Below are 17,755 nucleotides of genomic sequence, written 5' to 3' on the forward strand. Positions count from 1 at the left end.
GCTCAACAAGAGCGGCCCGCCGATAATCCGACCCATGCTTGAGACTCCCTCCGCCCCCCTGGCCCGCCCGACCTGGGCCTTCCTGTTGTCCCACCCGGCCCACTTCATCGCGCTGGGCGCTGGCGCCGGCCTGAGCCGCCTGGCGCCGGGCACCGTGGGCACGCTGTGGGCCTGGGCGGCTTTCCTGCTGCTGCAACCGGTCATGTCGGCCCCCGCCTGGGCGCTGCTGATCGGGGCGGGCACGCTGGTGGGCTGGTGGGCCTGCACCGTGACGGCCAAGCACATGCGCGTCGCCGACTCTGGCCACATCGTGTGGGACGAGGTGGTGGCCTTCTGGCTGGTGCTCTGGCTGATCGCGCCAGCGGGCTTCTGGGCACAGCTGGTGGCATTTGCGCTGTTCCGCTTTTTTGATGCAGTGAAGTTCGGTCCCATGGCCTGGGCCGACCAGCGCTTCAAGGGCTTCGGTCCGCGCGGCGGCTTCGGCATCCTGCTCGACGATTTCGCCGCCGCGGCCTGCACGCTGCTGGTCATTGCACTGTGGAAGTTCTGACCATGGACACACCCGAACTGGTGCTGGTGCTCGCGCGCGAACTCAAAGGCCGCACGCTGATGATGGCCACCGCCGAGAGCTGCACGGGTGGCCTGATCGCGGGTGCCTGCACCGACCTCAGTGGCTCCAGCGACTGGTTCGAGCGCGGCTTCGTCTCCTACTCCAACGCCGCGAAGACCAGCATGCTGGGCGTGCCCGCCGCGCTGATCGCGCAGCACGGTGCGGTGAGCGAGCCCGTGGCGCGCGCCATGGCCGTGGGCGCACTGGCGCATTCTGCGGCGCAAGTTGCCGTGGCCGTGACCGGCGTCGCCGGCCCCACCGGCGGCAGCGCCGACAAACCGGTCGGCACGGTGTGGTTTGGCTGGGCCACACCGGCAGGCACGTTCACCGAACACCAGCGCTTTGACGGCGACCGCGCCGCCGTGCGCGCGGCTACGGTGCGGCACGCACTGGCCGGTCTGCTGCAGCGACTGCCCTGACATGGAACCGTTCAAGAACCTCATCAACGCCACCACCGTGGCCAACGCCGGCCTGCACCTGCAGCGCTCGTGGCGAGACTTTGACCGCCTGCGCTTCGAAGCGCTCGCCAACGACGGCCTGGACGCGCTCGAACTCAAGGCGCGCATGTTGCAACTGGCCCGGGCGATGCACGCCACGCTGCCCGACGATTTCAGTGCGGCCTGCACCGTGCTCGAGTCCAGCCTGGCGCCACCATTGCCGTTCAACACGGCCGGCGAGCCCGTCGGCCTGTCCACGGCCGAGGCCACCACGGGCCTGAGTGGCTGGGTGATCTGGTCGATGGGCGAGTTCGTCGCTCGCCACGGGCAGCACGACGTGACGCGCTCGCTGACCTGCCTGCACGCGCTCACCCAGCGCTCCACGGCCGAGTTCGCGATCCGGCCCTTCATCCAGCAGCAACCCGAAGCCGTGTGGCCGGTGCTGGCGCAATGGGCCGCCGACCCGAGCGCTCACGTGCGCCGGCTGGTCAGCGAAGGCAGCCGCCCCCGCCTGCCCTGGGGCCTGCGGCTGCAAGCACTGGTGGCCGACCCCACGCCCGCGCTGCCGCTGCTGCGCGCCCTGCAGGACGACGCCAGCAGCTACGTGCGCCGCAGCGTGGCCAACCACCTCAACGACATCGCCAAGGACCACCCGGCCCTGGTGGCGGGCTGGGTGAAAGACCACCTGATCGAGACCACACCCGAGCGCAGCGCGCTCTTGCGCCACGCCAGCCGAGGCCTGATCAAACAGGGCCACGTGGACACGCTGGCTGCGTGGGGACTGGCCAGCGGCTTGAAAGGCCGGACCCACCTGAGCCTGTCCGCACCCAGCGCAGCGGTGGGCGAGTCGATCGGGCTGAGCGTGACGTTGCAGTCCACCGCGCACGGGCCGCAGCCACTGGAGATCGACTACGCGGTGCACCACGTGCGTGCCAACGGCGGCACCTCGCCCAAGGTGTTCAAGGGCTGGAAGCTCACGCTCGCGCCGGGTGAGGAACGCACGCTGGTCAAACGCCACAGCCTCAAACCTGTGACCACGCGCACGCTCTACCCGGGTCCGCACCGCATCGAGCTGCTGGTCAACGGCAAGGCGCTGGCCCAGGCCAGCTTCGATCTCAGGTCTTGAAGATGTGCGCGTCCAGCCCGCGCCGTGGCGAGGGCTCGATGGCCGGTGCGTAGCCCAGCCGGACCCACATCTGCACCGTGAAACGCGGCGACGGCGCACCGAGCAGCTGGTGAATGTCGGCGTAGGGTCCAGCTTGCTCGGGGTACTCCTGCAAGGCCTGCGACAGCGGCTGCATGGACAGGCCCGTCGCCGTGGCGGCGAGTTGGGCGCGCACATAGGCGCGGCCCGCGTTGATCTGCGTGGCGCGGTCATTGCCCTCGGTCACCAGCCAGAAGAACGCGGGCGTGGTGTCGATCTTCGTATTGAAGTCCTTGATCTGGCTGGTGGTCGCGAAGTCGTCGGGGCCGGGCGCGACGTTGCGGTCGAACAGACCCACGGCGTCGAGCACGCGCACCATGGGGTCGTTGAGCGAGAGGCCGTCGCGGTGTTGCGCGATCTCCTTCGGGCCCACGCGCAGCACCCTGAACGACTCCAGCACCGTGCGCGCAGTCACCAGCTCAATGCGCCAGGCTTCGTTGGCAATACGCCGGTGCTGCGCCAGTGCCCCGGCCTGGGCACCGCCGACGAAACCCGTGCGCACCGCGTGCGACTGCACGCTGGCGGCGATGGCCTGCAGCGCGGCGGCATCGGGCTCGCGCGCCTCGTAGGCCTCGCGGTTGGTGCGGCGGCGAAAGATCTGCGCGAACAGCGGATCGGGCTGCACCGTCGTGTCGGGCACCAGACGGATGCGCGCGGTCGGCCTTGCGTCCACCGTGGTCGGGCTGAACGCTCCTTGCGGGAACAGCGCGATCTCGGCACGCAGGCCCTTCTGCCGCGCGGCGAGGTCGAGCAGTTCGATGAAGGTGCCCTGGCTGATCATCATCTGGCGCGAGAATGGATCGGTCTCGGGCAGCAGCCGGCTGCGGTCGATGTAGAGCGTGATCTCGTCGGGCACGCCCAGATCCACCAGCCAGGACTGCAGGTTGTGCGAGTGCGGTGCGAGCAGCGCGTGGCCCACCAGCCAGCGCCGAACATCGGCCTGCTCACCCGGCCCCTGCCACGCAGCGATGGCCTCGGGCGGCAGCGCGCTGCTGCAGCCAGTCAGGGTGGTGGCACTGGTGGCGGCGATCGCGCCGCCACCAGCGAGGCGGATGAAGCGTCGGCGGTCCATGGTGATCTCCTTGCAGGGGTGGTGGGTGTCAGGCCCGGGCGGGCGCAGGCCAGGTGGCGGTCGCTGCGTCCTGCGGCAGCAGATCCAGGCCCTGCAGTGTGCGCTGCAGCGCCAGCGGCCAGGGGGTGTGCGGCTCGCCGCCGATCAGCGCGCGCAGGCCGCGGTTGTCGAGCCGGTGCGGCTGGTTCCAGAGGTAGCGCAGCGCGGCCAGCGCGCCCAGGGTCGGCATGACCGTGCCCAGCGCGCGAATCGGCAGCCAGGGCATGCCCACCACGCGCAGCGCCTCGTTCTCGCGCAACCAGCCCTGCCCGCGGGCCAGCGGCTGCAGCGCGCCCACCCAGTCGTGGCCGGTGAGCGTGTGGCCGCTGAAGTGCAGTTCCTCGAACGCCGGCATCGAATGGCGCACCCGGGCCACCGCCACGAAGGTCTGCGCCAGGTCGGGCAGATAAGCCCAGGGCGTGGCCACGTCCATCGGGCCCGGGAACACCAGCTTGCCGCGCCGGATGCCGGTGAGCATGGCGCGATCGAGCCAGGTGCCCTGGCCCTGGCCGTAGAAGTTGCCGGCGCGCACGATCACCGCGCGCAGCCCACCGCGCTGCGTGGCGGCCTCCAGCCGGCTCTCCATCTCGCTGCGGATGCGGCCCATGGCCGTGGTCGGCCGGTAGGACGCGCCTTCGAGCAACACACCCGGCATGTCCTGGCCGAAGTTGTAGACGTTGCCCGGCAACATGAGCGTGGCGCCCAGCGCCTGGGCCACCGCCATGCCGGCCTGCAGCAGCGGCCCGTTCTCGCACTCCCAGGCCGGGCGCGTGTACTGCTTGGGGTTGAGCGCGTGCACCACCACCGTGGCGCCACCCGCCTGCCGCGCCCGGGCCACCAGCGCGTCCACGTCATGCACCGCCTGTGCCAGCCACTGCACGCCGGCCATGGTGGGCGCCTGCGCGCCGGGGCGCATCTGCGCCAGCACGCGCCAGCCGTCGCGCGCAAAGGCCTGGACCGCCGCCAGACCGAAGCGGCCGCGGGCACCGAGCACCAGCACCGTGCCGGTGGGAGCTGAAGAAGAAGGCGTTGACATCATGAGGAACTCCGTTCGGCACCGACCATCGACGCCATGGAATGCATTGTGGAAATCTCCGGCGCCATACACAATTGCCTGAAACCGAACACCAGCCATACAAAAATGCATACCGGCGACTTCAACTGGACGCTGATCCGCTCGTTCCTCGCGGCGCTCGACCGCGGCAGCCTGATGGCCGCGGCGCGGGCGCTGGCCACCACGCAGCCCACGGTGGGTCGCCACATCGGCGAGCTCGAGGCGCAGCTCGGCGTGGTGCTGTTCGAACGCACTGGCCGCGGTCTGGTGCCCACGGCCCATGCGCACCGGCTGGCCGAGGCGGCACGCGCCATGGCCAGCGCGGCCGACCAGCTCGCGCGCCAGGCCTCGGGGGCGCAGAAAGGGGCGCGAGGCTCGGTGCGCATCAGCGCGAGCCAGCCGGTGACCTGCGTGCTGCTGCCCCCGGTGCTGCTGCAGATGCGCCAGGCTTTTCCCGAGATCCAGATCGAGCTGGTGTCAAGCAATGCGGTGAGCAACCTGCTGCAGCGCGAGGCCGACATCGCGCTGCGCATGGTGCGCCCCGACCAGACCACGCTTCTCTGCAAGAAGGTGGGCCAGGTCGCCCTGGGCACCTACGCGCACCGCGACTACCTGCGCCGCCGCGGCACGCCGCGCGTGCCCGAGGATCTGCTGACGCACGACCTGGTGGGCAACGACCGCAACACCGACATCCTGCGTGGCTTCGCCGCCATGGGATACCCCATGCAGCGCGAGAGCTTTGCCGTGCGCACCGACGACCTCAACGCCTACCAGGCCGCGGTGGATGCGGGTCTGGGCGTGGGTTTTCTGGCGCGCTACGTGGCGCGCCGGAACCCCGATCTCGTTCCCTTGCTGCCCATGCTCGCGATCCCGCCATTGCCCGTGTGGCTCGCGGTTCACCGCGAGATTCGCAGCAACCCGCGCATCCGCCAGGTGTGGGATTTTCTCGCGCAGGCGCTCCCGACAGCCCTGGCCTGAACACGGCCTCTACACTGCAGAGAAAGGAGCAAACAACATGGACACAGACTGGTTCACCGGGTTCGAATTGCAACGCATCCCGACCAGCGAAGGTGAGACAACGGTGCGCGTGGGGGGTCGACCCGATGCGCCGCCGCTGGTGCTGTTGCACGGTTTTCCGCAGACCCATGCGATGTGGCACCGCGTGGCGCGCGCGCTGGCGCCGCACTTCCGGCTGGTGCTGCCCGACGTGCGAGGGTACGGCGATGCCTCGCACGCGCCGGGTCTGCCCGACCATTCCAACTACAGCAAGCGCGCCATGGCGCAGGACGTGGTCGACGTGGCGGACGCGCTGGGCATGGCCAGCTTCTTCCTGTGCGGCCACGACCGGGGCGGCCGCGTGGCGCACCGTCTGGCGCTCGACCACCCCGAGCGAGTGCGCAAGCTCTGCGTGATCGACATCGCGCCCACGCTGGACATGTACGCCCGCACCGACATGGCGTTTGCCCGCGCCTACTACCACTGGTTCCACCTGATCCAGCCCGCGCCGCTGCCCGAACTCATGATCGGCGGCAACGCGCAGGCTTACCTGCACGCCAAGCTCGGTGGCTGGGGCAGCGTGGCAGCCAAGGGTGGCGCGCGCCTGCCGCACATCGAGCCGCAGGCGCTGGCCGAGTACGAGCGCTGCTTCTGCCGGGCGGAGGCCATTCACAGCGCGTGCGAAGACTACCGTGCCAGCGCCGGCATCGACCTGGATCACGACCGCGAGAGCCGCGAGCACGGTCTGCGCATCGCCTGCGACACGCTCGTGCTGTGGGGCGAGCGCGGCGTGGTGCAGAAGTTCTTCGACCCGCTCGCGCTCTGGCAGGCGCAGTGCGCAGGCACCGTGAGCGGCGAGGCGCTGCCGGCGGGCCATTTCATTCCCGAAGAGCTGCCCGAGGCCACAGCCTCGGCGCTGCTCGGCTTCATGACCACCACCGCAGAGACACCCACATGATCACCGTCCACCACCTCAACAACTCGCGCTCGCAGCGCGTGCTCTGGCTGCTTGAAGAGCTGGGCGTGCCCTACCAGATCGAGCGCTACGAACGCGACCCCAAGACCATGCTGGCGCCACCTGCGCTGACGAAGGTTCACCCGCTGGGCAAGTCACCGGTGGTCACCGATGGCAAGGCCACGCTGGCCGAGTCGGGCGCGATCCTGGAATACCTGGTCGAGACCTACGGCGAAGGCAAGTTCGCGCCCGAACCGGGCACACCGAGCTTCCTGCGCTACCGCTACTGGATGCACTACGCCGAAGGTTCGCTCGCCACACCGTTGCTGCTGCAGCTCGTGTTCGACCAGATCGAGCGCAAGAGCCCGTTCATCGTGCGGCCGGTGGCCAAGGCGATCTCCACCCAGGTCAAGGGCCTGCTGGTCACGCCCAACATCAAGCGTCACTTCGACTACCTCGAAGGCGAACTGGCGGAACACGGACCGTGGTTCGTGGGGCGCTCGTTCAGCGCCGCCGACGTGCAGATGAGCTTCGGCATCGAAGCGGCCGCGGCGCGCGGTCTGCTCAAGAACCGGCCCAAGCTTGCCGACTGGTTGCGCCGCATCCACGAGCGGCCGGCCTACCAGCGTGCGCTGGAACAAGGTGGGCCGTTCGACCTCGGAACCTTCTAGACAAGCGTGTTGCAAGGTTGACCGAATTCATTGCGCTGCACTCTCTCCACGTCAAGTGGTTCAGTGACGCCCAACGTTGGAGGGTCCGGGCGCCTCTTCACACGTTGAGGTTGAAACCGAGATCAACCTCGGACGCCGGCAAACCACGGATGCCCCAGTTCTCCAGCGACGGCTCGTGCAGGACGATGATGATGTCGCTGGGCTGAATGCCCAGTTCGCCAAAGCGACTGACGATGCCCTGGTACAAGTTGCGCTTTGCATCGAGTGACCTGCCTGGAAAGATCTGGAACTCGACAAAGGTGTAGTTCTCGGTCTTGCCCGGCGGAACCGGAAAGTACTCTGGCCTGTGCTCAACATAGCGAATCTGCTTGTCGTCCTCCGGGAGCTTGAAGGCAATGAGTTGCGCTTGGTACACGGCTTCGATGAGAGCAGAGACTTGCTCAACAGGACGAGAGCGGCAGACTTCGATTTTGACGATGGGCATGAGTGGTGCGGATGTGAGTGAGAGACGACGCGCGGTCTTGTGAGCGCCCTGCGGATTCGCTATCTGCATGACAGCCTACAGACCGAGAAGGTCTGTGTCTACTCGGCCAAGGCCTCCGTGTTGTGAACAGTGGCGGCTTCCGGCACCGCGCGAAACGTGCAGGCGCGCCGGCTTTGATGGTCGGTATCAAGCCCCGTGGCACTTCTTGTATTTTTTCCCGCTACCGCAAGGGCATGGGTCGTTGCGACCCGGTGTGACTTCCTTGCGTGCCGGCTCCACGCGCGGCCCCAGGCTTCGGCCGATCTGGGCCAGGTCATACACCGCCCAGATGGCCGCGCCGAAGGCATTGAGTCGCTCGTCGCTCACGCTCGGCGGACCGTCCTCGGCGTGCATGTTCACGGTGGGCGTGCCGGTGTCGTCTTCGGTCAGGGCCACCACGTGGTCCAGCGCCTCGTCGATCCAGGCGGCGGTCTCCTTGTCGCGCGGCGGCTCCCAGTCTTCGGGCCAGTTCTCCACCACGAACATGAAGCCCAGCGCCCACACCTGCGCGTAGGCCGGCAGTTCCTGGTCCTTGAAATCGGCGCGCTCGACCTCGGGCAAGGCGGCCACGGCACCGCGCACGTCCATCAACTCGGGGTGGTAGCTGCGCTCGTCCTCCAGCGTCTCCACCGACGCGGCAAGGGACGCCGAGACCTCGGCACTGCGACGCGCCCACAACGCCATGAACTGCTCATATTGCGCGGTGTTGGCGAAGTGTGTGCCGTCTTCCTGCGGTGCGGTGGGCAGCGGACCGGTGCCCAGCAGCATGGGAAGGAATTCGGCCGGCTCCACCGGGCGACGCGTGCACAGCAGCGCGGCCATGGCGCCTTCGCAGAACTCCCATTGCGGCACGTCTTCGCCGCGTGTGCGCAGGTCGTCCAGGATGGCGTCGAGTGTGTCGAAGTCGCCGTTGTCCAGCGCGGCGGCCGGCTCCAGAGGGGTGTTCATGGGGTCAAGTGGCCTGCAAGGGCTCGGGTTTTATGATGGGCTGAAGTGTATTCCGCACCCTCCCCCGAAAGCCTGCATGCTCGACCGCCTGAACGCCCTCTACCCCGTGCGCTACACCGCGCTTGGCCTGTGTGTGGTGCTGGCGCTGCTGAGCCTGTTCACGTTGATCGCGTTCGGCATCGGCGGCTTCTGGTTCCTCGTGTTCGCCGGCCTCTCGGCGCTGGGCATCCACGACATGCGGCAGACGAAAAGTTCGGTGCTGCGCAACTACCCGGTCATCGGCCACCTGCGCTTCATGCTGGAGAAGATCCGCCCCGAGATCCGCCAGTACTTTCTGGAGAGCGACAACGAGGCCACACCGTTCTCGCGCAGCCAGCGGAGCCTGGCCTACGCGCGCGCCAAGGGTGAGACCGACAAGCGCCCCTTCGGCTCGCAGGTTGACCAGCGTGCCAGCGGCCACGAGTGGCTCAACCACTCGATGGCCCCCAGCCTGATTGCCTCGCACGACTTTCGACTCACCATCGGCGGGCCCGGTTGCACGCAACCGTATGAGGCCAGCGTGTTCAACATCTCGGCCATGAGCTTCGGCGCGCTCTCGGCCAACGCGATCCAGGCGCTCAATGCCGGCGCCAAGCGCGGCGGCTTCGCGCACGACACCGGCGAAGGTTCGATCTCGGCCTACCACCGACTGCACGGCGGCGACCTGATCTGGGAAGTCGGTTCGGGCTACTTCGGCTGCCGCGACGAGAACGGCCACTTCAGCCCAGACCGCTTCAAGGCCAATGCGATGGACCCGCAGGTGAAGATGGTCGAGATCAAACTCAGCCAGGGCGCCAAGCCCGGGCACGGCGGTGTGTTGCCCGGGCCGAAGGTCACGCCCGAGATCGCGGCGGCGCGCGGCGTGATCGTGGGACAGGACTGCATCTCACCCGCCACTCACAGCGCGTTCTCCACGCCCATCGAGTTGATGCATTTCATCGTCCGGTTGCGCGAACTCTCCGGTGGCAAGCCGGTGGGCTTCAAGCTGTGCATCGGCCACCCGTGGGAGTGGTTCGCCATCGTCAAGGCCATGCTGGCCACCGGCATCACGCCCGACTTCATCGTGGTCGACGGCGCCGAGGGCGGCACCGGAGCGGCACCGCTGGAATTCACCGACCACGTGGGTGCGCCGTTGCAGGAAGGCCTGCGCCTGGTGCACAACACGCTGGTGGGTGTGAACCTGCGCGACCGTATCAAGATCGGTTGCGCGGGCAAGGTGATCAGCGCGTTCGACATCGTGCGCGCCATGGCCATCGGCGCCGACTGGTGCAACAGCGCGCGCGGCTTCATGTTTGCGCTGGGCTGCATCCAGGCGCAGAGCTGCCACACCGGCCAGTGCCCCACGGGGGTGACCACGCAAGACCCCGTGCGCCAGCAAGCCTTGGTGGTGCCCGACAAGGCCGAGCGCGTTCACCAATTTCACCAGCGCACGCTGATGGCCTTGCAGGAGCTCATTCAGGCTGCCGGCCTGCAACACCCCGGCGAGATCACCGCCCACCACCTGGTGCGCCGCGTCAATCAGAACGAGGTGCGCCTGCTCGCCAACCTGCTGCCCGAAACCCCGCCCGGGGCCCTGCTGCACGACCTCGCCGGCCAGCACGCGGTGTTCACCATGTACTGGCCGCAGGCGCATGCGGACCGGTTCGGGTTGGGCTGAATCAGGCCCCGGCGCGCATCACTTGTCGCGGCCGTTGAACTCGTGGACCGGGATCGACTTGAGGACCAGACCTTCGATGCAGCGCAGGTTCACCGCCGCGATGGCATTGCCCTTGGGATCGACGCCCTCACCATAGGGATGAATGCCGCAGTTGGCGCAGAACCGGTGCTTGATGACGTGCTTGTTGAACAGGTAGGTGCTGGCCGCGTCGTCGGGCGTTTTCAGCGTGAACTGCGCGCGCGGCACGAACCAGAGCAGCGATCCCTTGCGCAAGCAGATCGAACAGTTGCAGGCCAGGGCGCTGTCGATCGTTCCCTCGACTTCAAAGGCCACCTGGCCACAGTGGCAGCTGCCGGAATAGCGTGTGTTGGACATGTTGATCTCGCTGTGGGTGGAAAGAACATCACTTGGTCCAAACCAGGACCGCGCACGCCGCCGACGTCAGCCCCGCGACCGTGCGCACATGGTTCCAGAAGGTCCATTCGCGCACATAGACCGGCCAGTAGGCCGCTGCCTCTGCGGACGCGGCGTCGAGGCGCGCCAGGTGGTTGTTGCGCGGCACGTTGAAGGCCATGGTGACGCCGAAGGTGCCCACGGCGTAGAGCAGGCCCGCCGCGAGCAGCCAGACCGAGTGCGGCGCGCTCCACGTCAACCAGGCCACCACCACGCACGCGATGGACAGCAGCAGGGTGCCCATGAAGACGCCCATGAACCACGGGTTGATCACGACGATGTTGATGCGCTGCATGGCGGCCACGCCTTGCGCGGCGGGCAACTGCGCCAGCGCCTTCATGACGAAGCTGGAGAAGGCGAAGAACACACCGCCCACCGTGGCCGCGCCCAGCGCGGTGAAGAGAACCAGAAGGTCGGTCATGCTCATGGTTCCACCTTCGCGCCTTTCTCCCGCAGCAGCGCGCGCAGCACCGAGCGGTGGCAGTGCGATTCGTCTTCGCAGTAGCAGCCCACGGAAAAATCCGTCTGGTGCGAGAGCGTCGCAAGCAGATCGAGGCTGCGGCTGTTGTCGGGCGTGGCCATTTCGGTGCGGTATTTTCGCGTGAAGGCCAGCCACTGCGTGGGTGTCTGTGCGGCCTGACCGAGCTTCATGGTCTCCACGCTGGGCGCGAGGTTGGGGAACCACACGTCGTACCAGTTGCCCGAGGCGAAGGCGGTCTTGGGCACGCCGCGCGGTGGCCGTCGCACGGTGCCGATGCGGGTGCCTTCGCCCACCCCCCTGTCGCTGCCCAGCCGAACCACGCGAATGACCACGGTGTCTCCTCGTTTGTTGCAACCCCGAGCGTCGCAGATCAGATGCGCGAGCCGTCTTCCAGAAAACGCTCCTCGCGCTCGAACACACCTTGCACGCCGTAGTGCTTGCGGCGCAGCAGCACGCCACGCTCGCCGTGTTCGTCTTCGCGCGCGAGCACGCCCGTTTCGGTGAAGTATTTCTGCCAGCCTTGCAGACGGCCGTTGCGCTCGTTGTTCACCGCCGCGGGCAGGCCGTTGTCCCAGAAACTCTCGGTGGTGCGCTCCTGGTTGCGGCCGTCGCGGCGGATCTGCTGGCGCAGCTTCTGCTTGCCGTTCAGGTACCACTGGTGGATGCGCTGTTCAAAGCCGTCGGCCCAGGTGGTTTCCTGGGTGAGTTGTCCGCTCTCGGCCCACTCGCGAGCGACCCCTTCGCGGCCCTCGCGGCTGTTGGGATCGCGTTCGATGAAGTCGGCCTCCGAGCGTGGCTTGCCCGATGCGTAGAACACCCGCTTGATGCGCCGGCCGTCCTTGAGTTCTTCGTTGCGCACGAGCCGACCTTCGCGGTCGAGCACGGCCAAGCGCTGCAGTTGGCCTTGCAGGTAGCTCACGGTGCCCACGGGCTTGCCGGCCTCGCGGTAGAGCGTGACCTCGCTGGCGCGGCCGGCGTGACCACACACCTCGCGGTCTTGCGGCACCAGCGTCACGGCGGCACAGCGCAGCTCGGTCAAGCTGCCGTCGGCCAGCCAGGCGATGGTGAGCACGGTGCGCCGGCCGGCCGAAAAATGCAGTTCCTGCAGGTGACCGGCTTCGGCAAAGTTTTTCTGCACGCCCACGGCGTTGCCGTCTTCGAGGTTCTCTTCCTTGCGCAGCGTTCCCTTTGCATCAAAGGTGCGCGCCACGCCATCGCGGTTGCCGCGTTCGTTGACGCTGTACTCGCGCCGCTCACCGTCGGCCAGCACCATCACCACCGGCCCGACCAAGCGGCCATCACGCAGCGTCTGGTCCAGGCGGCGCACCTGGCCATCGTCGTCGGTGCAGCGCATCACGCCACTTTTTCCAGCGGTGGTGTTGCCGTTGTAGGGACTCACGCTCTCCCCATTGAGCTCGCAGCGCTGGATGGCCCAGGCGTTGGCGCAGCACAGGGCGCTGAGGATGAGGGACAGCAGGCGCGTTTCAATCGACATGGCTGGGGCTCCACTCTCGACAAACGTTGACACCGACACGCGCCAGGCGCTTGGCCATGCAGAGCACCGCGTCGTCCTTGCTGACCAGTGTGGCGCGGTGTGCCGCCGCGAGGTCGATGAACTTCTGATCGTCGGCGTCCTTGCAGGTATAGGCCGCCTTGGGTGCCTCCGGCACGAGGCGCGTGCAGCGGTCGAACGCATCGAGCACGTCTTGCGCGGGCCGGGCCTGCGCGGTCAGGCGGCGCGCGATCTGCGGGTAGGTGAGCACACGCACGAGCTCTTCACGCATCGCGGCGGTGGCCAGCCATTCGCCGGGCGTGCGCTCCAGCGCCTCGCGCAGCGGCGCGGTGGCCGGATCCTGGAAAACGAAAAGGTCGAGCGCGATGTTGGTGTCGAGCACCAGCACGTCGGTGGTGTCGGGCACCGCGACCACGCTCAGTCCTCGGCGTCGGGCTCGGGGCGCGGCTTGCGCGCGATGAGGTCGAAGCGGAACAGGCGGCACTCGATCGGACCGTTCCACAGCGGCACGCGGCGCGATTCCTTGAAGCGCATCTTGCCCGGCAACTTGAGGTCGGGCGTGAGCAGCCAGGCGCTCCAGCCGGCGTAGTGGCTCTTCCAGTGGGCGGCGAGCTGGTTGAAGAAGTCACTACCGTCACCGCCGTCGGCCATCTGCGCACTCTCCCTGCCCAGGCCCGGTGCGGGTGGCGCGGCCTTGCCCACGGTGAAGGTGCGGGGCTCGCGCGGCGCCATGCGCTGGGCGCGGGCGCTCGCACGGTCTTCCGAACTTTGCCCGGCCACACCAGCGGCGGCAATGCGCTCGCCGTAGGGCGGGTTGAGCAGCATCACACCGGGCTTGTCGCTCGGCGGCATGCGCTGCAGGGCGTCGCCACCCCGCAGCTCGATGGCGTGGGCCACACCCGCGCGCTCGGCGTTGCGTTGGGCGAAGTCGACCATGCGGAAGGACACGTCGCTGCCGAAGACGATGGGCGCGTGGCCCTCGGGCCACTCGCGCTGCTGGCGTTCGGCGTCTTCCAGAATGGGTTGCCACACGTGCGGCTGGAACGGCAGCAGCTTCTCGAAGGCGAAACGGCGCAGCAGGCCTGGCGCGATGTTGAGCGCGATCTGCGCCGCCTCGATCACCACCGTGCCGCTGCCGCAGCAGGGGTCGTACAGCGGCACGATCTCGTCCAGTGGCTGGTCGGCGCAGGCGTCCCAGCCGGTGGCGGCGATCATGGCCGCGGCCAGGGTTTCCTTCAGCGGCGCATCGCCCTTGTCTTCGCGCCAGCCGCGCTTGAACAGCGGCTCGCCCGAGGTGTCGATGTACAGGCTCACCGTGTCGGTGGTCAGGTGCACGTAAATCCGCACGTCGGGCCAGGTGGTGTTGACGCTGGGCCGCTCACCGCGCTTCTCGCGGAAGCGGTCACAAATGGCGTCTTTCACCTTCAGCGCGGCGAAGTTCAGCGAGGTCAACGGGCTGTGCTGCGCGGTGATCTCGACCTTGATGGTCTGCGCCGGCGTGAACCAGATCTCCCAGGCCACGTCGCTGGCGGCGTGGTAGAGATCTTGTTCGCTGCGGTATTCGCCGTGCCAGAGCTGTACCAGCACCCGCTGCGTGAGGCGGCTGTGCAGGTTCAGGCGCATGGCGTCGCGCCACGATGCGTTGAGCGCCACGCCGCCGCGCGCCTTGTGCGGCGCGTCCACGCCGGTGATGCGTTTGACCTCGGCAGCGAGCATGTCCTCCACGCCGGCGGCGCAGGGGAGGAAAACTTGTAGTTGGTTCAAAGTGTTTTGCGAAGATTGGCAGGCGCAATGCGCAGCGCCTCGCGGTACTTGGCCACGGTGCGGCGCGCGCACTCGATGCCCTGCTCGCGCAGCAGGTCGGAGAGCTGGTTGTCCGACAGCGGCTTGGCCGGCTCCTCGGCCGAAATGAACTGCTTGAGCAACGCGCGCACCGCCGTGCTCGACGCGTTGCCACCGGTTTCGGTGCCCAGCGACGAACCGAAGAAGTACTTGAGTTCGTAGGTGCCGAAGGGCGTGGACATGTACTTGGCGGTGGTCACGCGGCTGATGGTGGACTCGTGCAGCCCGAGTTCGTCGGCGATCTCGCGCAGCACCAGCGGGCGCATGGCGAGTTCGCCGTGCATGAAGAAGTTGCGCTGGCGCTCGACGATGGCGCTGGACACGCGCAGGATCGTGTCAAAGCGCTGCTGGATGTTCTTGATGAACCAGCGCGCCTCCTGCAGGCGCTGCTGCATGGCAGCGTGCCCGGCCTCACCGCCGTTGTCGCGCCCGCCGCGGTTCTGGCGCATGGCGCTGGCGTAGACGTCGTGCACGCGCAGGCGCGGCATCACCTCGGGGTTGAGCAACACCTTGAAGCCGCGGCCGGCGCGCGTCACCAGCACGTCGGGCACCACCAGGTTGCGCTCCACGTCCACGAAGCGGCGGCCCGGCTTGGGCTCCAGGCGAGCAATGAGGCCGAGTGCGGCGCGCACCATTTCGTCGTCCAGGCCGCACAGATTGCACAAGCGCTTGACATCCCGCTTGGCCACCAGCTCCATGGTCTGCCCGCAGATGGCCAGAGCAGCCCGGGCTTCGGGCGTGTTGCGCATCTCCAGAATCTGCAGGCGCAGGCATTCGGCAAGGTTGCGCGCGCCCACCCCGGCGGGCTCCATGTGCTGCAGCAATTGCAGCGCCATGGCCAGGCGCTGCTCCAGCGCCTCGCGTTCTTCCAGGCCTTCGTTCGGGTCGTCGGTTTCCATCGGGCCCGACAGGGCCTGCCAGGCCGCGGCCAGTTGGGCCAGCGTGTCTTCGATGTAGCCATCGTCGCTGAGCGACTCGATCAGGAAATACAGCGCGGCACGGTCTTCGTCCGACAGGCGCAGGCAGCGGGCCTGGTCGTGCAGGTGGTCTTGCAGGCTGATGTGGGCGCGGGCCAGATCGGCGGCGCTCGCGGTGTCGTCGTCACCGGATGAATTGTTGTTGCGCGCGGGTGCGTCACCGCCCCACTCGCTGTCGTCCGGCGCCATCTCCACCGTACCGTCACCCTCCCAGCTTTCTTCCACCGGCGTGGCGCCGTCGAGCTTGCTCTCGATCGCGTCGCCCTCGCTGGTGTCACTGGAGCTGCTGCTCGATTCGTTGCTGGAGAGCATCGGGCCTGGCGCCTCGGGCAGCGCGGCCTCGGCGATCTGCTCGCCCGCGCTCACCGGTGCGTCGGTCTGCTCCAGACCAAAGGCTTCACGCTCGGCGAGGTCTTCGGAGCGTTCGAGGAACGGGTTCTCGTCGAGCATCTGCTCGACCTCCTGCGCCATCTCCAGCGTCGAGAGCTGCAGCAGGCGGATGGACTGCTGCAACTGGGGCGTGAGCGCCAGGTGCTGCGATACCCGAAGTGACAGGCCTTGTTTCACAGGCTCCCCCCCCGCCGCGCTGCGCGCGTCCCCCCCAGGGGGGCGCACCCTGGGACCGGCGAAGCCGGATCCTCGGGTGCCCTGGATGGGGCACCTCGCGCCGGTGAAATTGCACAGCCGTGCAGGGAGCGGATGCTTTCCATCACATGCGGAAGTGTTCGCCGAGATAGACGCGGCGCACGTCCGCGTTCTCGACGATCTCGGCCGGTGTTCCGCTGGTGAGCACGTGGCCGTCGTTGATGATGTAGGCGCGGTCGCAGATGCCCAGGGTTTCGCGCACGTTGTGATCGGTGATGAGCACGCCAATGCCGCGCGACTTGAGGAAACCGATGATGCGCTGGATCTCGATCACGGCGATCGGGTCGATGCCGGCGAAAGGCTCGTCGAGCAGGATGAAACGCGGGTTGGTGGCCAGGGCGCGCGCGATCTCGACCCGGCGACGCTCACCACCCGAGAGCGCGGGCGCGGGCGAATCGCGCAGGTGGTCCACGTGCAGGTCCTTGAGCAACTCGTCGAGCCTGGCTTCGATGGCCGCCTTGCTCAGCGCCTTGCCGGCGTCGTCCTCTTGCAACTCCAGCACCGCGCGCACGTTGTCGGCCACGTTGAGCTTGCGAAAAATCGAGGCTTCCTGTGGCAGGTAGCCCAGGCCCAGGCGCGCGCGGCGGTGGATGGGCAGGTCCTGGATGGCCTGGCCGTCGAGCAGGATCTGCCCGGCGTCCGAGCGCAGCAGGCCGACCAACATATAGAAAGAAGTGGTCTTGCCCGCGCCATTGGGGCCCAGGAGGCCGACGACTTCACCCTTGAAGACCGCGAGCGACACGTCCTTGACCACCTTGCGGCTGCCGTAAGCCTTCTGCAGGCCCTGGGCCTCCAGCCGGCTGAGATCGGGGGCGGGCGCCGAGCGCTTGCCCGGGCTCAAGGCCTGTGCCGAGGGCATCGCCGTCACTGCTGGCCCTCGCCAAGCTGGGTGCTGGGTCGAAGCTTGGCCGGCGGCGCCGGCCTGGGGGCGGGGGTGCCCTCCTTGGGCACGGGCGTGAGCATGGCGCGCACGCGTCCGGTGGGGTTGTTGGCGGTGCGGTTCGCCACGCCACCGTCCACCGTGAAGACATCGGTGGTGTTGTTGTAGACGATCACGCTGCCGGTGGTTTCGTCGTTGAGCTCGGTGCCTTTGAAGCGCTTGAGAATCGCATCACCCACGAAACGCACGGTGTCGGCCTGGCTGTCGTACTCGATGCGCAGGGCCGTGCCTTCAATGAATTCGTCCACAAGGTCGCGCTTCTGACGGAAAAACCCCGGGCTGCCGTTGACGATGCCGAACTGGTTGCCCTGGGCGTCCTGGCGCACCTCGACCTTGGCACCCCGGATGATGATGGTGCCCTTGGTGATGACCACGTTGCCTGTGAAGATGCTGGTCTGGCGGGCGTCGTCGTAACGCAAGGCATCGGCCTCGGCATTGAGCGGCAGGTTGCGATCGGCCTTTTCGGCCTGCGCTGCACCGGTCAGCAGCAAACCCACCGCCAGGCAGGCGCTCGGCCAGAACGACCGGTGAAAGGAGAGGTGGGGCAAGGTGGAATGCATGGAGTTTTAGGGCACGAAACTTGCATTCATTGTAACGACCGGATGCAGGTTGAACGGGCCCGAGCGCCCCCTTTACCGACTCTTTTCGCACATGAATTCATGAATGTCGAGGAGTCAGCCCCACCTCGACCCCCAAAGA

The 17,755-nt window shown here is 67.7% G+C and carries 20 protein-coding genes; 7 read left to right on the forward strand and 13 right to left on the reverse strand.

From position 1 onward, the window contains the following. Positions 1-34 precede the first annotated feature (34 nt). Genes IV113_RS17480 through IV113_RS17490 form a run of 3 tightly spaced genes read left to right on the forward strand, consistent with a single transcriptional unit; the run spans position 35 to position 2,173 of the window. Positions 35-550 carry a phosphatidylglycerophosphatase A gene (locus IV113_RS17480; protein WP_291087490.1) on the forward strand — a complete coding sequence of 172 codons (516 nt, stop codon included), beginning with the start codon at positions 35-37 and terminating at the stop codon, positions 548-550. 2 nt (positions 551-552) lie between these two features. Next, positions 553-1,029: a CinA family protein gene (locus tag IV113_RS17485; protein ID WP_291087493.1), complete on the forward strand. Its 477-nt coding sequence runs from the start codon at positions 553-555 to the stop codon at positions 1,027-1,029. Position 1,030: 1 nt separating this feature from the next. Beyond that, positions 1,031-2,173 carry a DNA alkylation repair protein gene (locus IV113_RS17490; RefSeq protein WP_291087496.1) on the forward strand — a complete coding sequence of 381 codons (1,143 nt, stop codon included), beginning with the start codon at positions 1,031-1,033 and terminating at the stop codon, positions 2,171-2,173. Here IV113_RS17490 and IV113_RS17495 read toward each other — a convergent pair. Then, positions 2,163-3,323: a twin-arginine translocation pathway signal protein gene (locus tag IV113_RS17495; RefSeq protein WP_291087498.1), complete on the reverse strand. Its 1,161-nt coding sequence runs from the start codon at positions 3,321-3,323 to the stop codon at positions 2,163-2,165. The two genes, IV113_RS17490 and IV113_RS17495, sit on opposite strands and share 11 nt — an antisense overlap. Before the next feature lie 28 nt (positions 3,324-3,351). Further along, a complete protein-coding gene (locus tag IV113_RS17500; protein ID WP_291087501.1) occupies positions 3,352-4,401 on the reverse strand; it encodes an NAD-dependent epimerase/dehydratase family protein in 1,050 nt (349 codons plus the stop codon). Positions 4,402-4,503: 102 nt separating this feature from the next. On the opposite strand from IV113_RS17500, the gene IV113_RS17505 reads away from it, so the two are divergent. From IV113_RS17505 to IV113_RS17515, 3 genes are read left to right on the forward strand one after another with little or no spacing between them, the layout of a single operon-like run. Further along, positions 4,504-5,394, forward strand: coding sequence for a LysR family transcriptional regulator (locus IV113_RS17505; protein ID WP_291087503.1), 891 nt, complete (start codon positions 4,504-4,506; stop codon positions 5,392-5,394). Positions 5,395-5,431: 37 nt separating this feature from the next. Next, positions 5,432-6,370, forward strand: coding sequence for an alpha/beta hydrolase (locus IV113_RS17510; protein WP_291087505.1), 939 nt, complete (start codon positions 5,432-5,434; stop codon positions 6,368-6,370). Beyond that, entirely contained in the window at positions 6,367-7,038 is a 672-nt protein-coding gene (locus IV113_RS17515; RefSeq protein WP_291087508.1) for a glutathione S-transferase, read from the forward strand. Before IV113_RS17510 ends, IV113_RS17515 begins: the two co-directional genes overlap by 4 nt. Before the next feature lie 97 nt (positions 7,039-7,135). On the opposite strand, the gene IV113_RS17520 is transcribed toward IV113_RS17515, so the two are convergent. Both IV113_RS17520 and IV113_RS17525 read right to left on the reverse strand, forming a co-directional pair. Then, positions 7,136-7,522 (reverse strand): tautomerase family protein, encoded by a 387-nt coding sequence (locus tag IV113_RS17520; protein WP_291087511.1) that lies wholly within the window; start codon positions 7,520-7,522, stop codon positions 7,136-7,138. 186 nt (positions 7,523-7,708) lie between these two features. Further along, complete coding sequence (locus tag IV113_RS17525; protein WP_291087514.1) at positions 7,709-8,509, reverse strand: UPF0149 family protein; 801 nt, start codon at positions 8,507-8,509, stop codon at positions 7,709-7,711. Between the two features lie 76 nt (positions 8,510-8,585). Here IV113_RS17525 and IV113_RS17530 point away from each other — a divergent pair, with 76 nt between their 5' ends. Further along, positions 8,586-10,205: an FMN-binding glutamate synthase family protein gene (locus tag IV113_RS17530; RefSeq protein WP_291087517.1), complete on the forward strand. Its 1,620-nt coding sequence runs from the start codon at positions 8,586-8,588 to the stop codon at positions 10,203-10,205. A gap of 18 nt (positions 10,206-10,223) precedes the next feature. Here the strand turns inward: IV113_RS17530 and IV113_RS17535 are convergent, their stop codons facing one another. The 9 genes from IV113_RS17535 to lptA form a co-directional block, all read right to left on the reverse strand. After that, complete coding sequence (locus tag IV113_RS17535) at positions 10,224-10,580, reverse strand: GFA family protein (protein ID WP_291087520.1); 357 nt, start codon at positions 10,578-10,580, stop codon at positions 10,224-10,226. Between the two features lie 28 nt (positions 10,581-10,608). Further along, positions 10,609-11,079 (reverse strand): anthrone oxygenase family protein, encoded by a 471-nt coding sequence (locus IV113_RS17540; protein WP_291087523.1) that lies wholly within the window; start codon positions 11,077-11,079, stop codon positions 10,609-10,611. 2 nt (positions 11,080-11,081) lie between these two features. Beyond that, positions 11,082-11,471: a DUF488 family protein gene (locus IV113_RS17545; RefSeq protein ID WP_291087526.1), complete on the reverse strand. Its 390-nt coding sequence runs from the start codon at positions 11,469-11,471 to the stop codon at positions 11,082-11,084. 38 nt (positions 11,472-11,509) lie between these two features. Further along, entirely contained in the window at positions 11,510-12,634 is a 1,125-nt protein-coding gene (locus tag IV113_RS17550; RefSeq protein WP_291087528.1) for a hypothetical protein, read from the reverse strand. Then, entirely contained in the window at positions 12,624-13,058 is a 435-nt protein-coding gene (locus IV113_RS17555) for a putative toxin-antitoxin system toxin component, PIN family (protein ID WP_291087593.1), read from the reverse strand. Before IV113_RS17555 ends, IV113_RS17550 begins: the two co-directional genes overlap by 11 nt. Positions 13,059-13,069: 11 nt before the next feature. Further along, positions 13,070-14,416 carry a THUMP domain-containing protein gene (locus IV113_RS17560; protein WP_291087531.1) on the reverse strand — a complete coding sequence of 449 codons (1,347 nt, stop codon included), beginning with the start codon at positions 14,414-14,416 and terminating at the stop codon, positions 13,070-13,072. Then, the gene (gene rpoN / locus IV113_RS17565; RefSeq protein WP_291087534.1) at positions 14,413-16,038 is read right to left on the reverse strand and encodes an RNA polymerase factor sigma-54; all 1,626 of its coding nucleotides are present in this window, start codon (positions 16,036-16,038) and stop codon (positions 14,413-14,415) included. Before rpoN ends, IV113_RS17560 begins: the two co-directional genes overlap by 4 nt. Positions 16,039-16,180: 142 nt before the next feature. Further along, positions 16,181-16,975 carry an LPS export ABC transporter ATP-binding protein gene (lptB, locus tag IV113_RS17570; RefSeq protein ID WP_291087537.1) on the reverse strand — a complete coding sequence of 265 codons (795 nt, stop codon included), beginning with the start codon at positions 16,973-16,975 and terminating at the stop codon, positions 16,181-16,183. Positions 16,976-16,980: 5 nt separating this feature from the next. Further along, positions 16,981-17,616, reverse strand: a complete 636-nt coding sequence (gene lptA, locus IV113_RS17575) for a lipopolysaccharide transport periplasmic protein LptA (RefSeq protein WP_291087540.1) — start codon at positions 17,614-17,616, stop codon at positions 16,981-16,983. Positions 17,617-17,755: the final 139 nt, after the last annotated feature.

The sequence above is a fragment of the Hydrogenophaga sp. genome, assembly GCF_018780385.1.
In the GTDB taxonomy this organism is placed as follows: Bacteria; Pseudomonadota; Gammaproteobacteria; order Burkholderiales; family Burkholderiaceae_C; genus Hydrogenophaga.